This is a genomic window from Cytobacillus sp. Hz8, assembly GCF_042263505.1.
Lineage (GTDB): Bacteria > Bacillota > Bacilli > Bacillales > Cytobacillaceae > Bacillus_BE.
The window spans coordinates 16,494-39,575 of the sequence record NZ_JBHKFI010000030.1 but is presented as its reverse complement, the minus strand read 5'-3'; the positions used below and the strand labels follow the sequence as shown (position 1 = coordinate 39,575).

Sequence of the window (23,082 nt, the reverse complement as noted above, 5' to 3'; positions counted from 1 at the left end):
ACACTATAACCATACTAGATACCAATGGAACCTAAAAAAGATGACTCCTGTACAGTACAGGAATCATCTTTTACAGATAGCCTAGGCCTTTTTTTTAAATGTCCTTTACAAAGGGTACACTTTACTTTTTCCAGTCCCTTTCTTTTCCATTTTTTTGTTGTACATTCCCAAAAATAGAGTTATCCTTTTAATTAGGAAGCCGCTCCAACTATCAATGTTACTGAATAATGGTTATGTAAAACTTACTCCATGAATAGGCTAATGAAGAACCTATTAAAAGGATGGGATATTTATGTGGGGATGGATATTCATCATCATTTTACCGTTTCTTCTTCTCGCACTTATTGAGGAAACTATTAATTATTTCTTAAATCGATATCTTAATCGTTCAACATCTTCTTCTGAAGCTAAGAGTCACCCGTTCATTAAAAAACTTAAAAAGGTCATGCATGTAGAATCCTAGAATGAAAGGATAACCGAATAAAGTGAAACTTCCATCAGTGGGGGTTTTCATTCATCCCCCACTGATGGTTAGTCACGCAAAGCCTGATTGATTTTTCTAAGGGCTGAAGCCCAAAGAAAAATCTTATTTCACTAATCACGCTCATAACGCCACATCCTGTGGCTTCGCCTGACTAGGACCTCCTGTCCGTCGTCGGACCTTTACGGACAGTTGATCTCCCGCTTATCTTCTTCGTATTCTCAGAATCTTGAAGTGGGAGTCAAAATGTCCGTTAAGAGTGGGATAAAATTTTCTTGCTATTTTGAAAATGATGTTTTATTATTTAATTGACCAATGTTCAATTAATGTTAAAGGTGGTCCTCCCAGTGTCTCCAAGAAAATCAGTTCAAGATGAATTATCGAAGGAAGCCATTCTCGACGTAGCCCGTGATTTATTTGCGACGAATGGATACAGCTCCATTTCTATGAGAAAGATCGCAGCCAAACTGAAATGTAGCCATGGAGCCCTGTACTATCACTTTAAAAATAAAGCTGACTTATTCTATGAGATGATTAAGGCTGACTTTGAGAAACTAGATCAAGAGCTGAATGAAGTATTATTGGATGCGCACGCAACAAATGAAGATAAATTATTTTCGATCCTTTACCGCTTTATTCAATTTGGCCTTTTACATCCCAATCATTATGAAGTAATGTTTTTATTACGAGATGACGCGGTCAAAAGCTTCATCCAAGAAGGACCCAATTTAAGCTATATGCATTATGCCGACGCCATTGCCAGTCTGTCCCAGAAACCTTTGACAGCCAAAGATATTTGGTCCCTTTTTATTGGTTTGCATGGGTTTGTTACCCATTATATTCGCAGTGAATCCACCTTTGAGGAAGTGAAAGATTTGGCATACTCTCATGTCCAATTTTTACTAAAAGCATTAAAATAAAAGAAGTGCTAAGCCATTTCTTTTTTTACCAAATCATTTGAACAATGGTCAATAAAATATACAGGAGTGAATAATTCATGAAAAAAGCACTTGTTTTAGGAGCAACTGGAAGTATGGGTAATGCTTTAGTTAACGCCTTAACACGAAGAAATATCCCGACCATTGCATTTAGCCGATCGCTCAACAAATTAGAGGAATATAAAAAAGATTGGAATCCTTCTGTTGAGTTATTTGCTGGAGATGCCTTGAAAAAAACAGATATAGAAAAAGCGATAGCAAATGCCGACTATATATTCCATGCGATAAATGTACCTTACCAGGATTGGCAAGATCAATTAAAACCTTTACTCTTAAACATCCTCCATGAATGCCGCAAACAGAACAAACCCTTCATCTACGTTGATAACATCTATTCTTATGGGCGACAACTTCAAAAAACAACTGAATTAGCCATCAAGCAGCCTCATACAAAAAAAGGAAAGCTGCGTCTGCAATTACTAAAGGAAATTGAAGCGTCTGGGGTATCTTATCTAATTGCTCATTTCCCTGACTTTTATGGTCCGAAAGCAGGAAACACCTTGCTTCAGTATACATTTGAGCAGGTATTAAAGAAAAAATCAGGTGGATTTATTGGCGATTTGACGATTCCCAGAGAATTTATTTATGTAAAAGATGGCGCTGAGGCATTGGTTGATTTAGCCATGCATGAAGGGGCCTATGGAGAAACGTGGAATATACCAGGAGCTGGAACCATAACGGGGAGAGAAATACAGCAAATTCTATCTGAATATTTTGGATGTGATATCAGGCTAAGCAGAATTCACAAATGGATGATCCAAGCAATCGGTCTCTTTCAACCATTCATGAGAGAATATGTAGAGATGATGTACTTAAACGAAACACCTGTTATTCTCGATGGCATCAAATTTGAAACCCGCATTGGACAAATCTCTAAAACACCCTATGAATTGGGAATAAAGGAAACCTTAAACGAAATGAGGAAAAATTAAGTCTCATTAGAGGGCATTTCTATGCTGCCCTCTAATGGTCGATAAACTTTCTTTCCGGAACCTTTAACCAAAAGGTTACACCAATCTTTTTACAAATCGTTAAATAATGCATCAAAGTTAAAAGCACAGATCCTGCATTTAATCCAATAATGATTCCATGCATCTGGAAATCAGGAAGAGAACCAAGAATATACATGACGCTAAACGTAATGATAGAGGACCAAATATTATGCAAAAACGCATCCTTCATTAATCCTAATCCGATTAAATAGGCCTGCAACGGAATAATGAAAAAATGAAGCAAGAAATATGGCCACAAAAGCTGCAAATATTCAGCCGCTGCCGTTGAATGGAAAAAGAATTGCGAAATAGAATCACCAAAGAAGTAGATGGCAATGGAAACTGGAACACCATAAGAAAACGTAATCTGCATCACCTGCTGAAGCAGCTTTTGCAGTATTGAATAGTCTCGATCTGCATACGCCTTCGAGACCGTTGGAATCAAAACAATAAGAAGCGATTGGGCAATAAAGGCTGGAAAAAATCCAATTGTCATCGCAATTCCCGCCATGACTCCGAACTGCTCCATGATTAGACCTTCCGAAACTCCTGCTTTAAGCAAGGCTGCCTTTATAAGAAAGGGCTGAACAGCATGCGTTAAGGAATGAAACATTCTGATAGCCGTCGTTGGAATCGAAACCGCCATCAAGCTTTTTCTAACCGTTCTCCCACTAATGACAGTAAAATGCTGTCTTTTCATTTGATTATATTGAACTAAGAACATATGGAACAAGTAAATAAAGACAAGCGCTTCACTCCCCACTAACGTACAAAAAGCAATCAATAATGAGGTCTCCATATCAAAATCAAATAGTTGATAAAAAAACACTAATAAAATGAGCTGTCCAATTTTCCGCAAAAACTGTGCGATTGCCACCCTCCCCATTTGATTTTTCCCCATAAAAAGCCCGCGGGCAATGGAGGAGAACGAGATCAAAGGAATCAAAATGAACACAAGCCAGCGCAATAGCGGATGATACTGATGAAAGGCAGGTATAAATGGAATCAGCACCATTCCTATTGTCATCATCACACTTGTAAAAATGATCGTAAGTCTTAAAGCATGCTGCAGCATGCTTTTATGAAACCGTTCCTCTTTCTCTGCAATAAATTTAGAAATGGAGATAGGAAGCTCAAAGCTTGCCAATAAAACAATTAAAAAAATAGTTGGCAGGATGGACATATATAAGCCTAGTCCACTCTTTCCAAGTTCATCAGCCAGCACCATACTCGTCAAAAATTCAATACATTCCCCAAAAAAAGTCGCAATGATTAATACAACTGTACCCTTAAAAAAAGTATTCATGCTGTCTCTCCTAACTTATCAATCTCATATATTTAACATATGAGACAAGTCCTGAGATTATTTTTATTTCTTGATGTTTGTGAAAAAACGCCTATTTTAAAGGATATTTGGATTTTATATTTAAATGAGGCAAGAGGTGATTTTTCCCTTATCTTGTATTAAGTCAGTCGATTTTTTGGGAAAAGGTTTGCTCGTATTTATTTGGTGGCAAAACATAAGTTGGTGCTGTAACTTCGCGAGTATTTCCCCCTATTTACCAATATCGAACTGGTTTTGCGAATAAGTTGGAATATCGCGGATATTACATTGTTTTTTTTGCGAATAAATTTTAATAGTCGCGGTCAATTCTTATTTTTCGCGAATATTTCTAGATTTGCGCGAGCATTTCTTATTTTTCGCGAGTAAATTCACCTTTTCGCGAACAACTGTTTTTTTTCGCGAGTATTTACTGAATATCGCGAGTATTTTTTCGAAATCGCGAATAAAAATGGCATTCGCGAATAGATTGCCTGTTTTCGCGAAAAAATTTTGAAAGTCGCGAATAAACCTTGGATTTTCGCGAATAAATTTTAAAAGTCGCGAATAAATTTCGATTTTCACAAATATGTTTGAAGCTCTCTCATTTTTTATCTCTACTTCCCAAATGGATCATTGATTTCGCGAGCATTCTGTAATTTTCGCGATTATCCTCTAATTTTTGAGCGTAAACTAATCCTCAAGGCTTCATCCACGTATCAATTTTAAATGATAAAAGTAGTGCACTACTCCATGAACGTTCATTCAAAGACATTTTAACAAACTTAAGCTTCTATTCATTAAAAATGGATTCTCTTTCCATATATGTTACATCATCAGATAGTCAAAAAGCTTGAGGCCATTATAAAGACTTCAAGCTTTTTTCATCTTCTTCTCAATTGTTACCCAATCAATATTATTTCACAAGTGAATGCTTAAACGCATAAATAACGGCTTGGGTCCGGTCCTGAACCTGGAGCTTGCTTAAAATATTGCTGACATGCGTTTTAACCGTCTTTAAGGCAATAAAAAGCTCATCAGCGATTTCCTGATTGCTTTTCCCCTCTGCCATTAACAACAGGATTTCCATTTCGCGAGAGGTGAGCTCCTCGTGTGGGAGATGGGTGTTTTTTTGCCGCATCTTCATCATCATTTTCCCTGTTACTTCCGGTTCTAGAACCGTTTGGCCATGGTATGTAGCCCGAACTGCCTCGGCTATTTCACTGGCCTTGGATGTTTTTAGCATGTAACTGGTTGCTCCTGCTTCAAGGGCTGGATAGACCTTTTCATCATCTAAGAAGCTCGTCACAATAATAATTTTTGCCTCAGGCCAGCGCTCGATAATATTTCTTGTTGATTCAATTCCATCCATTTCCTTCATGACAAGGTCCATTAAAATAATATCTGGACGCAGCTCGAGTGCTAAATCAATAGCCGTACGACCATTATCTGCTTCACCCACTACCTCAATATCTGGCTGAGCAGATAGATAAGAGGAAACTCCAATTCGCACCATTTCATGATCATCCACAAATAATACTCTAATCATTGACCTCACCCTTTTTCATCACTGGAACCTTTACTTCAAGACGAGTTCCCTTATTTTTGACACTCACAATTTTTAACGTACCACCAATTTCAACTGCTCTATCATACATATTTTGTAATCCATAGGAACCTGCTTTATTTTCGTCAACATCAAAACCGATTCCATCATCAACAATCCTCATAATAATGAGCTCATCTCGCAATATTAGGAGAGCCTCAAGTTTAGATGCCTTCGAATGGCGCAGAGTGTTGGAAACAGATTCCTGCAGAATTCGGAATAGGTGATCCTCAATCCCTTTATCAAGAGGAAATTCTTCTACCTTCCAATGGATTTTCATCGTTACTTTTTGCGACAGTTCGAATAAGAGCTCCTCCATCCCCTCTTTGAGGGATTTTCCTTTAAGAGCAACCGGGCGTAAATGAAGCAACAACGCCCTCATCTCGAGTTGAGATTGGTGGATCATGGATTCCACCATTTTTAATTGTTTCGCTTCAAGTTCATCGGTTTCTGGCTTTGTTTCATTGATTGCTGACATCATCATCGAAGCAGCAAATAACTGTTGGCTAACGGAATCATGCAGCTCCCTCGCCAGTCGATTTCGTTCTTGTGAAATAATTTCTTGAATTCTATTTTCCTGATCCTCTGCTTTTTCATTCGCCAGCTTTTGCGATAGCTTTACCTGTTCCGCTATTTGCCTTTGAATTTTTCCCACCCTTTGCATAATAGAGTTTATTTCTGCTGAGGGATTTGATTCTTTTATTTCAAAGCTACGGCCTTCTTCAACCTCATGAAGATAATTATCGACCGTTTGCCATTGTTTTCGAAGATTGAGACCAGAAAAAAGCCCGGAAATCATTCCAATTAACACACTTACTGTTGGCACGATAAGGATGAACGGAATATCCATAAGCCTCTTATTCCAAAGCTCTTCTAGACGTATTGTCGGAAACGTATATAAAAAAGTCACTGAAATCAAGAGAAATGCCATAAAGGCAATCATAATTCCTATTAAAATTTGTCTTTGAATGGTACTCATACTCGTTTCACCTCAATATCTCCGATAATTAATGAGGTGAAAATTTTAATCCTTTGTTCTGCCTTTTCAAAATCGGCAGTTTGATAGTGAAGTCTTTGATTGAAAAGTCTTGATTCATGATAATCAAAAATCGCTGTTGAACCAACCAAAACAGAATGATTAACACTCACTTCTAAATCATATGGAACGAGGATTTGGATATTCCCAATAAAATTTTTTAGAAAAATAACGGTGTCACCCTTTGGCATGACTGTATAGCTTAAGTCAATAACCGTATCGCCAATTCCTGACTGAATATTGATATCGTCCCATTCATAAACATGCTCAGGTGTTTTTTGTGTTCCAAAAAGTTTATTTTCCAATAAAGTTTCTTTTTTAATAATTGGACCCCCTGAAAGGATGGGGTCTGAGGGATCTTTAATGATGGGGCGAATCCATTCAGGCTTTCTTTTTGATTGCGCAAATTGAATAATGAAATAGATCAATACCGCAACTAAAAATAAACGAAAGGTCATCATGCTAAAAATATTAACAACAATGAGAAAAATTCCTACCCAAAAAAGGATTTTTCCTGAAGTTCTCGGCTTTCGCCTTCTTCCAATATAGATCAGTCCTGCTCCAACGAGAAGAGAGAAAATGAGGCCATGATTAAAAAAAGATAATTCTAGAAGTAAAATCGTTGCTCCTATAAGGATGCTCCAGCTAATAAAGTCACTTTTCTTATTTTTAAACAAAGAAACTTCCCCCCTTCTTGCGGCATGCGAGCATGTCAATCTATTAACTAAATCAAATATTTTCCTCTATGATAACCATCAGGATTTCTACTAAAATCTTTTGGTTAAAATCACTATCTTATAAAAATCCAGAAAGGCGTAGATTTCTACGCCCTCTCTAGAATACCATGTTTTTCTTAAGAATTTGAATGTGATTCATTTTTTTTCATTTCTTTTTCTAGCTGTACAATTCGTGCGTCAATGGTATTGCGGTAGTAAGAGCTATTTACATTATGCTCTAAACGGTCTAAATAAGATTCGATTTCTTGAAAGCGAGAATAGGGTGCATCGGAATAGGATTGGTTATCAATCACTTGGTTCATGCGATAGTTTGCTCTTGTTACATTTTCTCTGCCCATTAATTCCATACGGCGAATTTGCATGTCCTTTAATTTATGCTTCATTTCCTCGTATTTATGTTCCAAATCTGCAAGTTGTTGTTGTGCCTGTTGAAGGGAATCTTTTAAACGAGCAGCGCGTTCTTCATACTGAGCTGTTTCTGCTGCTGCAAATTGAAATAGTTCCGTTTCACCAGCCTGTGAAGCAACCTCTGCTTGATGTTTACGCTTTTGCGCCAATTCCAGTGCTCGTTGATACTCACGAGTAAATTCATCCTTTAGCATATATTGACGTTCCAATAATTTTCGAACTCTTTCAGTTTCCTGTTCGGATTCACGTAAATATTGATTAAGTAAAGCAATTGGGTTTTTATTTTCCTTTTGCTCTAAAGCTTCGTTGATATCTGCTAAAACCGTATTTTTGATTCGTGTAAAAATGTTTGCCATTATAAATCTCTCCTTTTTCATTTCTATATATTTTTTTATTCCTTGTAAACCTCATTGAACAATTCCATCATTTTTAATTAATAATGTTTGTTTATTTCAGACCATTGTCTTTCAAAGTTATCAAATGGATCATTTGATTCTTTGGTCATTATGGTTTTTCTTGAATTCCACTTTTTATATACAAGATAAAGAACATATGCAGCGGCAACCCCTAGAATGGCTGGTACATTTGAAGCTGATGCCATCAGGGCAATAAATCCGAAGATTCCCCAAGCAACTTTTGCACCAGTTGTTCGTGCTCTTAAAAATCCCCTTAGTGCAAAATATGCTAACCCCAAACTAATAACCAAGCCGATCATCGGACCTAAATGCGAAATTAAAACTAATGCTGCAATGCCTCCAACTAATAGCAACCCAAATTTTTTCATTTTTTGTTGCCTCCTTTCTATGTCTTAATCTTACCTAGATTTCGTTCTTCTCATAACGGGCATGAGCTTTAATTTCATCTCAGACTTGAGGCTTAGTCAAAATAGGACTAGCCTTTGTAATATGAAAAAAGCCTTGCCAGTTTTGACAAGACTTTACGTAATTCTTATTTTGAAATGAATTGCTGTGTCCAATAATGAACGCGAGATCCGCCCTTTGCATAACCAACACCAATATGTGTATAAGATGAGTTTAATATGTTTTGGCGGTGTCCAGGACTATTCATCCATGCCTGTACTACCTGTTGTGGAGTCGGCTGTCCAGCGGCGATATTTTCGCCCGCACTGCGATAAGTAATTCCAAAGCTTTTCATCATATTGAAAGGACTTCCATAGGTTGGACTATCATGAGAGAAATAATTTTTGTCCCTCATATCCATCGATTTATAGCGTGCTACCCTCGATAATTCCCAATATGCTACCAATGGCTTTAATCCAGCTTTTGCCCGCTCTTGATTCGTTAAATTTATAACCTGCTGTTCAATGCTTTTTGTTGCATCTAGATTTGGGATATTAACCTTTTGTCCCGGATAGATCAGATTCGGGTTAGAAAATTGTTTATTTGCTGCGATAAGCTCTGAGATTCCAACTTGATAACGCACGGCAATCTTCCATAAAGAGTCCCCTCGCTGAACCGTGTAGACTGTTTGAGCGGATGAAACTGTTGGAAGCGTGCTGATTGCCATGAGCAATGTCAAGATTAACAGGATTCTTTTCAACTCTAACACCCCCTTCAAAATTAGATTTCGATTTTCCTTTTTAAAATAATCAAGGGGAGTGTTTCCATTTTAAGGGGAGGGTTCTTTGTAGTAGAGCGAATTTTCAAGAACTCCTATCTATTTGGGTTCGGAACGCACAACAAAAAGCCTGCATCCTATAATCTGCAGGCCTTTTGCTTTCCCAATTAAAATAATGGCTTCTCTGAGAGAATGACTCCATCTTCATCAGCGTAAACATATTCACCAGGCTTCCATTCCACCCCACCAAATCGAAGGATTACTTCATTTTCTCCTTGTCCTTTTTTTACACTTTTTAATGGAGTGCTTCCGATAGCCAATATTCCGGTATCGGTTTCGGCTAGTTCAGCAACGTCACGAACGCAGCCATATATAATGACTCCAGCGACTCCTCTTTTTTGTGCGATATCACCTAGCATATCACCCATCAGTGCACATCTTTTTGAACCGCCTCCATCTACAACAAGGACACTTCCCTCTGGGATGGTTTGTAAGGCTCTTTTGACCAAGACATTATCCTCAAACACCTTTACTGTACAAATTGGTCCATTAAATTTTTTCTTTTTCCCGTATGATTTCCACTCAAGCTCACAAATTTTTAAGCTTTCTGAAAAATCATCACATAAATCTGCTGTTTTAAAACTCACTTTATTTTCCCTCCAATAAAAGATCCTTTTTCTTAATTCTCGAAAAGAAACTGAATTTCCTTTATTTTTCGACAAATTCTATTGGGTTTGACGAATAGATTTTTTCTTTCCTCTTATTTGTTCACTTCTGCCCCTTAGTCCTTTGACATATAAGTTAACAAGGAGGGAATGCAAATGGCAGGAATGTGGATAATGGTGATTGGTTTTGTCATTTGTTTAGGAGTGGTTGGCGGAACATTTTTTCATTTTTTAAGCTCTTCCTTGGACACCGAAGACTCCAAGAGAGTGGATCGGTTACCCGATAGTAAGGTGAAACACTAACTTAGTCAAAGACAGCTCAAGAATCTTGAGTTGTCTTTTTTTAAAACGCTGTTTTCTCAAAGATTGTTGCCGATTCGAACAGTTTTCATTTTATTCTATTTCCGTGGTGGTGTTGCTGATTCGGACTTAGTTGCTTTGGAATTCATCCTGTCTATCCGAATCAGCTCTTCATTAGGACATGTTTTCATTGGAATGAGGTTTTACTGTTCGAATTCGCCATTCATTCAGACCCACTTTAAATGAAAATCATTTAAACCGTCCGAAAATCTCTCTAACTCCAATTGCGACGAAGTTTTCAAAAAAACATACATGGAATTTCCCCGTAAAGGAAAAATTACCTACAAAGATAGATTGTAGGAGGATTTCGTATGAGTATGAATGTTCAAATGCCGCAATTTCCCGAACCTTATTGGAGAGAATTAGAACTGCAAGGATTTCAAGCTTTAATGGAAGATCAATCATTTGATATTACGATTGTTGGTGGCGGAATTGCAGGAATTACAACCGGATATTTATTAGCAAATGAAGGAATGAAGGTTGCGATTGTTGATGCCGGAAAAATTCTAAACGGAACGACGGGACACACCACAGCTAAAGTTACCGCACAGCATAATCTTATTTATGATGAATTTATCAATCATTTTGGTGAAGAAAAAACGAAGCTCTATTATGAATCAGCCTCAACAGCAATCGACTCAATCGTTCGCATCATTCAGGAAAAGCAAATTGACTGCGATTACAGTCAAGAGGATGCTTATATTTATTCAATCTCAGACAAATATGCAGAAAAGATTGAAAAGGAAGCCGAGGCCTATAAGAGGCTAGGAATCGATGGCAACATCACTAACTCTATCCCTTTTGATATCAAAATAAAAAATGCCCTGATCATGAAAAATCAAGGACAGTTTCATCCACTAAAATATTTAAAGAAGCTAGTGGAAGAATTTATAAAAAAAGGGGGAGTCATATTCGAAAACACAACAGCAATCGATATTGAAGAAGGAACAAATCCAAAATTAATTACTCGCTCTGGCTATAAAATCAATTCAAAATATATCATCATGACCTCCCATTTTCCATTTTATGATAAGAAGGGACTTTATTTTGCCAGAATGTATCCAGAAAGAGCCTATGTTATCGCCGTTACCACGAAGACTGCTTTTCCAGGAGGAATGTATATAAGTGCAGATGAGCCCACCCGTTCCTTAAGATATACTCCCTATAATGGAGAAAAACTCGTCTTAGTGAGCGGTGAAAATCACCAGACCGGGCAAGGACCAGATACCTTAAAGCACTATGTCGAGCTCGAAAAATTCGCCAGTGAAGTATTGGGAATAGAAAGCTATAATTATCGCTGGTCAACACAGGATTTAACAACCCTTGATAAACTCCCCTTGATCGGACCGATTACAGAAAACCATCCAAATATATTAACTGCAACCGGGTTTCGCAAATGGGGCATGACCAATAGCATGACAGCCGCACGTTTACTTAAAGACCTCATCTTGGAAAGAGAAAATCCTTATTTTGACTTATTTTCACCATCTAGATTCAATACAGACCCAAGCCTGCGAAAATTCATTAGCACTAATCTCGACGTCGCAGGGCATCTTCTCAAAGGAAAATTAGAATTCGTCCCAAAAGACCCAAGTGACTTGGCTAATGAAGAAGGCTCCGTTGTCATGGTAAACGGAAAAAGGGCTGGTGCTTATAAGGATGAAGATGGACAACTCCACCTCGTTGATACCACCTGTACACACTTAGGATGTGAAGTGGAGTGGAATCATGGTGACCATACCTGGGATTGCCCATGCCACGGCTCCAGATTCTCAATTGATGGGGAAGTGATTGAAGGACCAGCGAAAAAGCCATTGAATAAATTGCAATAAAGTGAAACTTCTATCAGTGGGGGTTTTCGACGCACAGGACGTGCTAGTGCAGACGTTGCGACAGGACGTCGCGCTTTTAGTCTGCCATTCATCCCCCACTGATAGTTAGTTGAACCAATCGGGCTTTTACGTGCAGTTGATCCCCCACTTATCTTCTTCGATTTCTCTAAGTCTTGAAGTGGGGGTCTAACTGCCCGTTAACCTGCGATAAATTGGATGATGGCGAGTTCAAAGTGGTTAGAAGTATGAAAATGAAAAGTGAGTAATAGAAAGACAAAATGTCCTTCATCTTGGAGAAGAAGGACATTTTCAAAAAAAAGTTCAATAGCAAGCCTTAGCCAATTAATTCAAATTAAAATCTCCAGAACTTGTTCTAACTTGAATTTTATATTCTCCAGAACCTAATTGTCCGATGATTCGGTGTTCTGACTTTTCTTCATAATTAAGTCCCTTTATGCCAATATTCCCTTCTCCGGAGCTGCCTTTAAAATCAACTGCTAATGAATTTGGATTTTCATTATAGGAAACGGAGACTTCTCCACTTGAAGTAGATGCATTTAAATCCCCTGTAACCTCATCATTATTGATGTCAATATCTCCTGAGGAGGTGTCAGCCTGAAGATCACCGATTCCATTGGACACATTGATTTCACCAGAGGAAGTATGAAATGTTGATTGTTTTCCTTGTTGATTTATGGCGTTTATAGAACCACTGCTTGCCTGTAAAACAAACTCATTCGCTTGATTATTCTCTGAACTTACTTCTCCGCTTGAAGACTTAAAACTAAATTGATACTTTGAAACTGATCCTCTGGCTTCAATATCTCCAGAACTGGACTTCAGAATAATATTCTCTGCTTGAAGATTCTCGATACCATTTGATCCGGATGAGGTTTTCACTTTAAGGGAGCGATACACTTTTTCTGGTAACAACACATCTACATTCATATTCATAATTGACGTCCCTATATTGAAGATAATCACATCCTCTCCTTTGATGGATATCTTCAATGTACGACCTTGTTCCTGAACATCGAGTTTATATTTGTTTTTTAATTTTTTACTTACCTTTCCTGATAGCTCCACTGTAATATTTTTTTCCTTGGTAGGTACTACTTGAACATTACTAGATGATAAATCTATATCGATTGAATCAATTTTATCTCCATTCACGACTTCTTTATCAGCAACTTTAAAGGTTCTAAATGAAAAGCCACCATCTGCTTTAATCGACACGACTGAGCCAATGATCCCAACCACCAATAATAAGAATAAGCCTACAATCATTTTTTTCATCATCACTTCCCTCCTTTAATCAATCTGATATTAAATTTAATATAGCGAACCACTAGATAATAGATGAACTTTCCAACATAGAACATCGTAATACTAAACAATGCACCTAAACTAAAGGCTGTAATAGAAACAAAGAAGCATGCAGTAAAACTTTCATAAGTATAGCCCATTACATATGCAAAAATGATGATAATAGGTGATAATGTTAAGAGAATCGCGGTCGCACAAAGACCAATATACGCCCCAATGATGCCAATAACCGGCCCTAGAATAAAGATGACATTAATAAAAAACAACCCGATCATAATAAAAATGGCGCGCAGTACATTCGATTCAGATTTACTTGTTTTTATCTGATCAACCCGATTTGGTTCTATTCGCTCTTTATCAACCTGCCTATGTTCAACACGTTCATCCCTGTCAATCCGATAATCAGCAAGCAAATCACGAGCAATCACATAAGGGTCACCAAGTTCAGCAATAAGCTCCTCCTCGTCCTTACCATTGGCCAAGCCGATTTCAAAATGCTCCTCATAATCGTACATCATTTCTTTTCTGTCCTTTTCCGGTACCCGACTGAGTAAGGACTCTAATTTCGCCAAAAATTCAATTTTCCCCATATCTCGTTCCCTCCTCGATAAACTCATCGACTGCCCTTGAAAATTGCTGCCATTCTCTGACCAAAAGATGCATATAATTAAGCCCTATCGCGGTTAATGAATAATATTTTCTTGGAGGACCTTCAGTAGATTCTAATAAATATGTGCTTAAATAGCCTTCTTTCGTCAACCGTCGTAAAAGTGGATAAAGGGTCCCTTCTGCTACCTCAATTCTACTTGATATATTTTGAGCTAATTCATATCCATATTGATCCTTCTTTGAAATAAGAAGTAAGACACACAATTCAAGCACACCTTTTTTAAATTGAACATTCAATTTTTGTGCCCCCCTATTCCATATTGTCACTACTGATTAATATTCAATAGCTTTTGAAATCTGCTTCTTATTCTTCATTTCCTATCATAAATTACAGTAGTGAATAATGCAAGGTACTGAACAATATAAAAAACAGGACCTTCTTCTCAAAAGAACAAGATCCTGTTAATGGCTAATCTAATGGTACGTTATTTTTTCTTTCCTTCTCCGTGTTTGTAAATTCCACTAGCTCCTCGCTCGTCCGTGGTCCTTCCTTTTTATTTTTATTACGCTGTGCATTGGCATTTCCACGTTTTGTTCTACCCATATACCATATCTCCTTTTAGAAAAAGTCAAAAATAGTATGAGTAAAATACAGGAACCTTATGCGAAGGTCCCTTGCTGAAATTATTTTCTGTCCTCTTTGTTACAAATTTCCCCTTTATAAAAGAGTTTTTCTGTCACAGCAATATCAAGCTCCCGACCAAACTTCTTCAATTCCCTTTCTTCCCGATCTGTGACAATGGAAATCACTGTTCCTTCTGCTCCAAATCTTCCTGTACGTCCAGAACGGTGGACATATTGCTTTACATCCTTTGGAAAATCAAGGTGGACCACATGCGTGATTCCCTTAATATCCAATCCTCTGGCAGCCACATCGGTTGCTAACAATAAATTGGTTTTTCCGTTACGAAAATCCTTTAAGTTATTTTTTCGTTTATCCTTATTCAGTTCACTATGAAGGATTGCTGCTTTTATTCCCTTATACTCCAGCTTTTCAAAAGCTACCGTTAAATTTCCAATATCCTTCATGAAGACTAATGCCTTAACTTTCAGCCTCGCGATTTTTTCAAGAATGGCGATTTTATCCCGCTGCTCAGCAACAAAATATAGGTGCTCTACATTGGCAGCATCAATCGTTTCATCCTTTTCCACCTTAATCAATTCTGGATTTACCGATAATTCTCTGGCAAGTACTTCCGTTTGCTGTGGTAATGTAGCTGAAAAAAGAAGCACTTGACGTTCCTTTAGGGTGGACTTAATAATATCAGAAACCGTGCCGCGATGTTCCTGTGTTAACAATTGATCGCCTTCATCTAAAACGATGGTTTTCACTTCATGCATCTTTAATTTTCTTTGTTTAATAAGCTCTAAGGTTCGTCCTGGAGTTCCAATAATCACATGCGGATTTTTTTTGATTTTTTCCAGCTGTCTTTTCACATTAGCCCCGCCAATAAATGTTGCTGCACGGATGCCACTATTTTCTCCCCATGTTTGGACCTCATGCAGGATTTGCATAACAAGCTCCTGTGATGACGCTAGGATAACGGCTTGAATCGTTTTCTTCACGGGATCGATTCCATTTAAGACCGGCAATAGATAAGCTAAAGTTTTACCCGTTCCGGTAGGAGATTCCGCAATAACATCTACTCCATCTAAAATAAAAGGAATCGCCTTTGATTGAATTGAAGTCGGTTGAACAAAGCCTGCTTTTTCCCAAGCTGCTTGAATAAACGGCTTTAATGTCGATATCATATTTTCGCTCATGTTTTTCTCCTTTATTATGTAAAAAATCTTCATTGCTTTTGATACTAGCTTATCTCAGTTCATAAGTCCATATGAATTCGTTTTTAGGGTGAAGTAAAATTAGAGATGAAGAATATCGTCCTCATTGTTTTCATGGATTCCATATAATGTTGGGAGTATCGATAATCTGCATACCAATTTTTAATATATCCCAATAACAACGAGAACAAATAGATGAATCTTCATCAAATGCTTCAATCGATACATTCCTTTTTTATATTCTAAAAGAAATAAAAGTTGCTTCGTTCTCATAAACATATTAATATTTCTTTAACAAAAAGAAAAAACATTGTGCTCTCCTTTCCTTAGCACAATGTTTTTGATCACTTACCCTGCATTTTCAAGCTTCCAGTCCTTCGCTTTTTCCTTAATGATGTGATAGTTCTTCAAAAACTCATCCGCTGGTAAAGGGTGACTGAAATAATATCCTTGTATTTCTTCACAAAGATTATTTTGCAAATAAGAGGTTTGACTTTCCGTTTCTACCCCTTCTGCTGTTACACGAAGTTTTAAATTATTGGCCATGTGAATGATGGTCGAGACAATGGCCGCATTATTTTCATTTGTTGTGATATCCCTGACAAAGGATTGGTCAATTTTCAATCGGTCAATTGGAAGCTGCTGCAAATAATGAAGGGAGCTATAGCCTGTTCCAAAGTCATCGATGCTGATACTAACACCCAATTTTTTCAATCCCTCTAATATGCCAAGGGCCCTTTCGATATCCAAGGTCATGCTTTCGGTAATTTCTAATTCAAGTAAGTGTGGGGGTAGCTCCGTTTCTTTGAGAATACTCTCCACAGTTGATACTAAATTAGATTGAAGGAACTGCCTTGTTGATAAATTAACTGCAACCGAAATGGGTGGAAGTCCTTCCTTCTGCCAATTCATAATTTGCATGGCCGCTTGACGGAGAACAAACTCTCCGATTGGGATGATTAATCCTGTTTCCTCTGCCACCGGAATGAATTTTAAAGGTGGAATGATCCCTTTTTCTGGATGAATCCAGCGAATTAATGCCTCCATTCCGGATATTTCACCAGTAAATATATTAATTTTTGGTTGATAGAATAACGTAAATTCATTTTTATTCAATGCTTTTCGTAAATCGTTTTCAAAAATCAGTTGGTCATAAGAAGGATCTGATTTCAAAGGTGAATAAATAGCAAAATTATTTTTTCCCTGCTCTTTTACTCGATACATTGCCGTATCCGCATGCTTAATTAAGGTATCGGGATCCTCACCATCATAAGGGTAAACCGCAATTCCAATACTTATAGTTATGTGAAGCTCATAATCTTGAACACAAAACGGCTTTTTAAATATTTCCAGAATTTCTTCTGCATAGCCAATGGTTTCCTCTGCTGAAGCTATTTCAGGGATGAGCATCATGAATTCATCCCCACTCATTCTTGAAACCATAAATGCTTCATCCAACTCATTTTGCAGCCTTTTACTAACCTCAATCAATAATAAGTCTCCTATTTTATGACCAAGGGTATCATTGATCATTTTAAACCGATCAATATCCATAAACATAATCGCAAAGGGTTGATTTTTCTTTCTTTCTAATAAAATTTCATCAATTTTCTCCTTATACATGCGATTATTGGGGAGACCTGTTAAATAATCATGATAGGCTGACCAATGGAGCGATTCATCAAGAGATGCCCGGTCGATAGCCATAGCTACATGATTGATGAACACGGAAACCTGCTTCACAATTTCCTCATTGAAGAAATCCTTTTGTTTACAAGAAAAATTAATCGTGCCAATAAATTTATATTTCGTTAGCAATGGCACAATTAAAGTGGAAAGAAAACCTTCCGCAAGTAACTCCCTTTCTCTTGAAAATGCTGAGCTTGCATTTAGATTATTAATAATTAATGGCTTAGAGTCTGTCATAACCTGATGAATAGGTGACTCTGAGCTATGAATGATTGATTTCTTAATGGATTCTGATTCATCCAACTCATAAATATTAATGCTCTCCCCATCCATTTCATCTGTAATAGATAAGGTAATTCGATCAACCTTTGTATAATGAAGCATTTGGTCAAGAATGATTTTGATAATTTCATCCTTATTTAAATCATTTTCAATGACTGATTGAGAAATATTGCTCATTACTTCTAGTACTTTGACTTTTTCAGATAAATCATTTGTGGCCATCTCAATCTTTTCAACAAGGGTATTTTCATAATTCTGGACGGTCTGAGACATTTTATTGAAAGCAACTAGAAGTTCATTCATTTCTCTTGTGCCGCCCTCAGTCACGACGATATTTCGATTCCCTCTAGTCATTTGTCTAGTAGCCGCTACTAATCTTTTCAAGGGCAGCGTGAGTCGCTTGCTAAACCAAAAGGAGATAATAAATGAAATCAAGGACGTAATGAATGCCGTTAAAATCGTTGATAATACCAAGGAATTAATTTGTTCCCGGTATTCACTCGTATCAAGTCCAATTTCAATCTCACCTACATTTTTTTGAAAATATAAAATAGGTACTTTCTCTACAATGATTTGATTTTTATTGGCAAAGGATGTTTCTCCCTTTTGATTAATCACTCTTCCATCAATATCTTTAATAATGACATATTTCATATTGGGTTGGTCCAATAAAGAATAGGCTAAAGGACTAATTTGCGAATAATCCCCTTTTAGCATATTTAATCCGATCGCTGAGCTTAAAGTATTCGCTGCAGTGATTCCTTCATTCCTTAAATTCGTTTCCAAATGGTCGGTTTCTTTAATTAGATGAACTAAACTGATCGCTACTATCCCGATAAGAACAATTATATTCATCGTTAACCATATGCGGGCAGCGATTGAATTTAGCCATTTCATGGAGAACGAACCTCCTCTAATTTTTTCCGCCATTGGTTATAATATTTAATTTGACTTGCTCTGCCATATCGGTCTGTGATTTTTTCCCATTCGGCCGCTGTATTTTCTAATGCAGCTACTGTACTAATCTTTTTAATCATTGCGAGACCGATATTTTTATCAAGTACTTGCATATACTCCCAACCACCTGGAATCATTAAATCTGTATTTGTATTTTTTAAACTTTCTTGAACGGATTGAAGGAACTCTTTATTAATCGTATGACTTGGAAATGGTCCTTTTCCTTTTGCCGTAAAGTGACTTGTTCTATACGGATCATTTATCGTTTTTAAAGAGGTTACCGCCTTGCTGCTCACTTTTTCAGAACTTAAATATTTAACAACCTGCCATGCTTTCTCTTGATTCTTAGTTTGACTGGAAATTCCCATGACTCGGCCAATCCAGACACCACCCCTTGGAGCATTCTTTAATTCTCCCGGTACAAGTGACCAGCCCACTAAGTTTTTAACCTTTGAATTCCAAGTACCATCGTCAAAAGAAAATCGTAATGTATCACTCCACTGAACGACCATAGCCACTTCTCCATGGAGAAAAACATTATTTAAATCAATCCAGTCATACATTGACTCAGGGGGGGTAGCTCCGCTATTTTGAAGATTAATCCACTCCTGTAATGCCTTAACACCCTTTCGACCTTGAATCATTGGATGCATTTGATCGTCAAAATATTGTCCTCCCATGGAAAGAAAGCGTTCTGAAAACCATGCATAACGCTTTGCGTCACTTGTAAAAGTAGCCGTTCCGTAGATATCGATTTTTCCATCATTATTCGTATCCCTTGTTAGAAATTTTGCTATTTGGTCATATTCCTCCCATGTTTTTGGAGGTTCAAGCTTTTTCCCATATTTCTCCTCATATTCATTACTATATTTTTCAAATATATCTTTACGATAAAACAACAAATGGGTATCCCCATCATAGACAATCCCATAATCATGATTATCATAATTCATATAGATTTGTCGATAAATCGGGATAATGTTATCAAATGAAGAATCTCCTTGAATATAGCTGTCTAGAGGGAGCAGCATGTTCCTTTCTACATATTGTGGAATCTTGCCAGGAAATAAAATATAAATATCATATGTTTCACCACTCGCAAAAAGAAAATCTTCTAAATTATCATTTAATCGATTAGGAAAATAGTATTCAAATTTAACCCCAAATTTCTTTTCCATATTTTTTTCTTCCATTTTAAATAAAGTTAATGCCTGTTCTGAATCTGCGATAACTCTGAGCGTTGTCAAACTTGTTTGATCAGCCTTTTTATCCACACTTGTATTGTTTTTTTGACAGCCTGAGAGGATTAACATGACGATTAGAAAACAGATGATAAAGAATTGCTTTCTCATTATAGTACACCCTCTTATCGATTCATTCGATATCCTTAGAATAAGTATACAAAAGGCACAGACTAAATTTTGTATATTATGAAAATTGTCATGAATTAGACAAGGTTCCTTTGGCCTATATAAAGTATTCAAAATTTATCCCACTCTTAACGGACAGTAAGACTCCCACTTCAAGATTCTGAGAATACGAAGAAGATAAGTGGGAGATCAACTGTCCGTAAAGGTCCGACGAGGGATTAAGGTCCTAGTCAGGCGAAGCCACAGGATGTGGCGTTATGAGCGCGATAAGTGAAATAAGATTTTTCTTTGGGCTTCAGCCCTTAGAAAAATCAATCAGGCTCTGCGTGACTAACCATCAGTGGGGGATGAATGACAGACTAAAAACGCGACGTCAATCACAACGTCTGCACACTTCACGTCCTATGCGTCGAAAACCCCCACTGATGGAAGTTTCACTTTATCAATTGAATCCCTTCTGATTTTCAGCTTTTTTTCAGAAAAAGCAGGTAAAGTTTAAATACAAGGAGGGATTTAATTTTATGAAGATGCGTTCAAAATGGTTGACGATTCCGATTTTAATAACTTTAACCTTCGGATTCTCAAGCTTGATTGTAAATGCTGATGATGATGAACATGGAGAGCATGAAGGGCATGAAAGATACGAAGAGGAGCATGGTGGATTTCTTTTTAATGATGATGAGAAAAAGGAGCATGATGAGTACGAAGATGATGAGAGAAAGGAGCGTGATAAGTACGAAGATGATGATGAAAACACGGAATACTATCAAGATGAGAGTGGCAGTTATCAACAAGATATGCAGCCGAATACCAACTGGAACATTTGGACAAGGGAAGCTATCAGTGCATCCAATAATGATCTTCCATTCCTAGAAGCCCAAGAAGTACCATTTCAATTACAACAACAAAAGGTGGATTTATTTGTATTACCCCAGTATGGACAATTCCTTGTTTCCGGTGAAAAGTTAGGTGAACTTCTTGGTGCAAAAACCACTTTTTATTCACAAAGTAAAATTCTTGTGATTTCAAAGGGCACTAACGAGTTAATTCTACATGCAGGTACAAATGCTGTTTATGAGAATATGGCAAAAACACCGATGCCAACAAATGCATTATATTATGAGAATACTCTTTTTGTCCCTGTTTCTGTTATAGCAAATGCACTTGATTATAGAGTGAGCTGGGATGAACAAAAGAAAATGATGAATTTAGAAGCTATACAATAAAAATGAGGTGATGACAATTGAAACCAAAAACGAAAGCAAAGTGGATTATCGGAGTTACAGGAACTGCTTTTTCCGCATTCATACTTGGACAATTAAATGATTCTACGCCAACAAACGCTGAAAGCACAACAAAAGTAGAAATAACAGACTCCATGAGTGCAAAAGAAAAGGATTTAGCCAAGCTCGATTGGAGTAATTTTGCCACCTCCCAAACCGCAGCTGAAGGGGTAAACAATAATGATCGAAATACAAGAAGGACTTAAGGGAAACGATCTTGATTCAATCCAATTAAGAATCATGAATACGACATTTTTTATCGGAATTTCAAATAGCCAGCATAACGATTGGAAAAATGAGGTCACGTCCTTTCTCCAATACATCGAAAGATCATTTTCAAGATTTGAGTCCCAAAATGAGTTATGGTGGTTTAATCAAGCCAACAAAGATGAGGTGATTCAGGTTTCACCTGTGTTATATGATATTCTGCTCAAGGCTGAGGAATACCGAAGGAAAACGGAAGGAAGGTTTTCACCATTTTTACTAAACCATATGGAAGCGCATGGTTATAATCGATCCTTCCCCTTTATTGCAGCTTCAGAGGAGGTTCCATACAAAAAAAAGGAACCATTAGAAAATGAACCACTTCAGTTCTACGACAGATATTATATAAAAAAAAATACCAATCAGCCGATAGATCTAGGCGGAATTGCGAAGGGCTATGCGGTCGAAGCGACAGCAAAATGGTTAAAAGAAAATGCGAAAAGCCGATATGGCATTGTTGACGGTGGTGGAGATATGTCTGTTTGGTCGAATGGCGAGAAGACTTGGAAGATTGGGATTATGAATCCTTTTCATGAAGAAGAACAATTAGGAAGCTTTCAGATTGAGAATGGAGGAATTGCCACTTCAAATATTATTTATCGCAGTTGGTGGCAGGGAAAAAACAAAAAACACCATCTTCTAGATGGGAGAACGGGAAATCCGGTTGATTCCTCCATTGTCCAAGCCACCGTCATAATGGATCATTGTCTTGATGCTGAAATCGGAGCAAAAATCTGTTTTATGAAAGATCAAATGCCTATCCAATCCGTTTTAGCGACTCTAGACAAACCATTTCAATATTGTGTTGTTCACTCTGATGGACAATTAGAACAGGAGTGATTATGTGTTAAGTGAGACTTTTTCAAATTGGAATCTAATTAGAGTTTCTGGATTCCTCGCCTTTTTTCTTTTTACCCTTTCTATTGCCGCTGGTTTAATTGGGAGATTCTCCGCTTTAAAAAAGAACAAACCATTTATGTTGGAATTGCATCAAGCAAGTGGCTGGATCGGTTTTTTAGCAGTCGTTTTCCATGGGTTATTACTTTTAAATGATCATTATGCACCGTATACATGGAAAGAGCTTTTCATTCCTTTATTATCTAAAAACGAACCCTTTTTATCAGGTTTAGGTACTATCTCATTCTATTTATTCTTTTTCACCATCTTTACATCTGACTTTCTAATGAAATCTTTAGGAAAGCCTTTGTGGAAAAAAATCCACTTTTTAATTTTACCTGCATGGGTTTTAATGCTGTTGCATGGCATTTTGATTGGTACAGATAGTAAGGAGCCTTGGGCATCCGGTTTATATGGAGGAAGTATTATTCTTATTAGCATCCTGCTTATCCTTCGCTTCCTAGATAATCCGCTTAAAAAAAATAAGACTCAAAGTTCGAATACTCCAATAGAAAAAGCGCCTTAAGAAATGGCGCTTTTTCTATTGCT

24 protein-coding genes are annotated in these 23,082 nt (G+C 37.2%); 9 read left to right on the top strand and 15 right to left on the bottom strand.

Going from position 1 to position 23,082, the window contains the following annotated elements; translation table 11 throughout:
* The 3 genes from ACE38V_RS22415 to ACE38V_RS22405 all read left to right on the top strand — a co-directional run.
* The coding region (locus ACE38V_RS22415; RefSeq protein ID WP_375844900.1) for an IS3 family transposase at positions 1 to 85 on the top strand (85 nt) is incomplete at its 5' end.
* A gap of 743 nt (positions 86 to 828) precedes the next feature.
* A complete protein-coding gene (locus ACE38V_RS22410) occupies positions 829 to 1,401 on the top strand; it encodes a TetR/AcrR family transcriptional regulator (RefSeq protein WP_375844896.1) in 573 nt (190 codons plus the stop codon).
* A 77-nt stretch (positions 1,402 to 1,478) separates the two neighbouring features.
* A complete protein-coding gene (locus ACE38V_RS22405) occupies positions 1,479 to 2,411 on the top strand; it encodes an NAD-dependent epimerase/dehydratase family protein (protein WP_375844894.1) in 933 nt (310 codons plus the stop codon).
* A 31-nt stretch (positions 2,412 to 2,442) separates the two neighbouring features.
* On the opposite strand, the gene ACE38V_RS22400 is transcribed toward ACE38V_RS22405, so the two are convergent.
* From ACE38V_RS22400 to rraA, 8 genes are all read right to left on the bottom strand, one after another.
* Positions 2,443 to 3,777: a polysaccharide biosynthesis protein gene (locus ACE38V_RS22400; RefSeq protein WP_375844892.1), complete on the bottom strand. Its 1,335-nt coding sequence runs from the start codon at positions 3,775 to 3,777 to the stop codon at positions 2,443 to 2,445.
* 931 nt (positions 3,778 to 4,708) lie between these two features.
* Positions 4,709 to 5,341: a response regulator transcription factor gene (locus tag ACE38V_RS22395; protein WP_375844890.1), complete on the bottom strand. Its 633-nt coding sequence runs from the start codon at positions 5,339 to 5,341 to the stop codon at positions 4,709 to 4,711.
* A complete protein-coding gene (locus tag ACE38V_RS22390; RefSeq protein ID WP_375844889.1) occupies positions 5,334 to 6,377 on the bottom strand; it encodes a sensor histidine kinase in 1,044 nt (347 codons plus the stop codon). The genes ACE38V_RS22395 and ACE38V_RS22390 overlap by 8 nt, the downstream gene beginning before the upstream one ends.
* The gene (gene liaF, locus ACE38V_RS22385) at positions 6,374 to 7,111 is read right to left on the bottom strand and encodes a cell wall-active antibiotics response protein LiaF (protein ID WP_375844888.1); all 738 of its coding nucleotides are present in this window, start codon (positions 7,109 to 7,111) and stop codon (positions 6,374 to 6,376) included. The genes ACE38V_RS22390 and liaF overlap by 4 nt, the downstream gene beginning before the upstream one ends.
* Positions 7,112 to 7,287: 176 nt before the next feature.
* Positions 7,288 to 7,935, bottom strand: coding sequence for a PspA/IM30 family protein (locus ACE38V_RS22380; RefSeq protein ID WP_375844887.1), 648 nt, complete (start codon positions 7,933 to 7,935; stop codon positions 7,288 to 7,290).
* A 77-nt stretch (positions 7,936 to 8,012) separates the two neighbouring features.
* Positions 8,013 to 8,363 carry a lmo0954 family membrane protein gene (locus ACE38V_RS22375; RefSeq protein ID WP_375844885.1) on the bottom strand — a complete coding sequence of 117 codons (351 nt, stop codon included), beginning with the start codon at positions 8,361 to 8,363 and terminating at the stop codon, positions 8,013 to 8,015.
* A 164-nt stretch (positions 8,364 to 8,527) separates the two neighbouring features.
* Positions 8,528 to 9,106: a SafA/ExsA family spore coat assembly protein gene (safA, locus tag ACE38V_RS22370; protein ID WP_375844898.1), complete on the bottom strand. Its 579-nt coding sequence runs from the start codon at positions 9,104 to 9,106 to the stop codon at positions 8,528 to 8,530.
* A 218-nt stretch (positions 9,107 to 9,324) separates the two neighbouring features.
* Positions 9,325 to 9,804 carry a ribonuclease E activity regulator RraA gene (gene rraA / locus ACE38V_RS22365; protein WP_375844883.1) on the bottom strand — a complete coding sequence of 160 codons (480 nt, stop codon included), beginning with the start codon at positions 9,802 to 9,804 and terminating at the stop codon, positions 9,325 to 9,327.
* 174 nt (positions 9,805 to 9,978) lie between these two features.
* Here rraA and ACE38V_RS22360 point away from each other — a divergent pair, with 174 nt between their 5' ends.
* Together ACE38V_RS22360 and ACE38V_RS22355 are read left to right on the top strand one after the other, a co-directional pair.
* Positions 9,979 to 10,125 carry a hypothetical protein gene (locus tag ACE38V_RS22360; RefSeq protein WP_375844881.1) on the top strand — a complete coding sequence of 49 codons (147 nt, stop codon included), beginning with the start codon at positions 9,979 to 9,981 and terminating at the stop codon, positions 10,123 to 10,125.
* 368 nt (positions 10,126 to 10,493) lie between these two features.
* Positions 10,494 to 12,014 carry an FAD-dependent oxidoreductase gene (locus ACE38V_RS22355; RefSeq protein WP_375844880.1) on the top strand — a complete coding sequence of 507 codons (1,521 nt, stop codon included), beginning with the start codon at positions 10,494 to 10,496 and terminating at the stop codon, positions 12,012 to 12,014.
* A 342-nt stretch (positions 12,015 to 12,356) separates the two neighbouring features.
* Here ACE38V_RS22355 and ACE38V_RS22350 read toward each other — a convergent pair whose 3' ends face one another.
* The 7 genes from ACE38V_RS22350 to ACE38V_RS22320 all read right to left on the bottom strand — a co-directional run bounded on the left by ACE38V_RS22350 (position 12,357) and on the right by ACE38V_RS22320 (position 20,071).
* A complete protein-coding gene (locus ACE38V_RS22350; RefSeq protein ID WP_375844878.1) occupies positions 12,357 to 13,310 on the bottom strand; it encodes a DUF4097 family beta strand repeat-containing protein in 954 nt (317 codons plus the stop codon).
* Between the two features lie 2 nt (positions 13,311 to 13,312).
* Positions 13,313 to 13,930: an HAAS signaling domain-containing protein gene (locus ACE38V_RS22345; protein ID WP_375844876.1), complete on the bottom strand. Its 618-nt coding sequence runs from the start codon at positions 13,928 to 13,930 to the stop codon at positions 13,313 to 13,315.
* The gene (locus tag ACE38V_RS22340) at positions 13,917 to 14,246 is read right to left on the bottom strand and encodes a PadR family transcriptional regulator (protein WP_375844875.1); all 330 of its coding nucleotides are present in this window, start codon (positions 14,244 to 14,246) and stop codon (positions 13,917 to 13,919) included. The genes ACE38V_RS22345 and ACE38V_RS22340 overlap by 14 nt, the downstream gene beginning before the upstream one ends.
* 172 nt (positions 14,247 to 14,418) lie before the next feature.
* Positions 14,419 to 14,553 carry a hypothetical protein gene (locus ACE38V_RS22335; RefSeq protein WP_375844873.1) on the bottom strand — a complete coding sequence of 45 codons (135 nt, stop codon included), beginning with the start codon at positions 14,551 to 14,553 and terminating at the stop codon, positions 14,419 to 14,421.
* Between the two features lie 80 nt (positions 14,554 to 14,633).
* The gene (locus ACE38V_RS22330; RefSeq protein WP_375844872.1) at positions 14,634 to 15,773 is read right to left on the bottom strand and encodes a DEAD/DEAH box helicase; all 1,140 of its coding nucleotides are present in this window, start codon (positions 15,771 to 15,773) and stop codon (positions 14,634 to 14,636) included.
* A gap of 366 nt (positions 15,774 to 16,139) precedes the next feature.
* Complete coding sequence (locus ACE38V_RS22325) at positions 16,140 to 18,659, bottom strand: EAL domain-containing protein (RefSeq protein ID WP_375844870.1); 2,520 nt, start codon at positions 18,657 to 18,659, stop codon at positions 16,140 to 16,142.
* The gene (locus ACE38V_RS22320) at positions 18,656 to 20,071 is read right to left on the bottom strand and encodes an ABC transporter substrate-binding protein (protein WP_375844868.1); all 1,416 of its coding nucleotides are present in this window, start codon (positions 20,069 to 20,071) and stop codon (positions 18,656 to 18,658) included. Before ACE38V_RS22320 ends, ACE38V_RS22325 begins: the two co-directional genes overlap by 4 nt.
* A 539-nt stretch (positions 20,072 to 20,610) precedes the next feature.
* Between ACE38V_RS22320 and ACE38V_RS22315 the strand changes: the two genes are divergently transcribed.
* From ACE38V_RS22315 to ACE38V_RS22300, 4 genes are read left to right on the top strand one after another with little or no spacing between them, the layout of a single operon-like run.
* Positions 20,611 to 21,315 (top strand): copper amine oxidase N-terminal domain-containing protein, encoded by a 705-nt coding sequence (locus tag ACE38V_RS22315; protein ID WP_375844866.1) that lies wholly within the window; start codon positions 20,611 to 20,613, stop codon positions 21,313 to 21,315.
* Between the two features lie 17 nt (positions 21,316 to 21,332).
* Positions 21,333 to 21,578, top strand: coding sequence for a hypothetical protein (locus ACE38V_RS22310; protein WP_375844864.1), 246 nt, complete (start codon positions 21,333 to 21,335; stop codon positions 21,576 to 21,578).
* A complete protein-coding gene (locus ACE38V_RS22305) occupies positions 21,553 to 22,476 on the top strand; it encodes an FAD:protein FMN transferase (protein ID WP_375844862.1) in 924 nt (307 codons plus the stop codon). Before ACE38V_RS22310 ends, ACE38V_RS22305 begins: the two co-directional genes overlap by 26 nt.
* Positions 22,477 to 22,480: 4 nt before the next feature.
* A complete protein-coding gene (locus ACE38V_RS22300) occupies positions 22,481 to 23,059 on the top strand; it encodes a ferric reductase-like transmembrane domain-containing protein (RefSeq protein ID WP_375844860.1) in 579 nt (192 codons plus the stop codon).
* Positions 23,060 to 23,082: the final 23 nt, after the last annotated feature.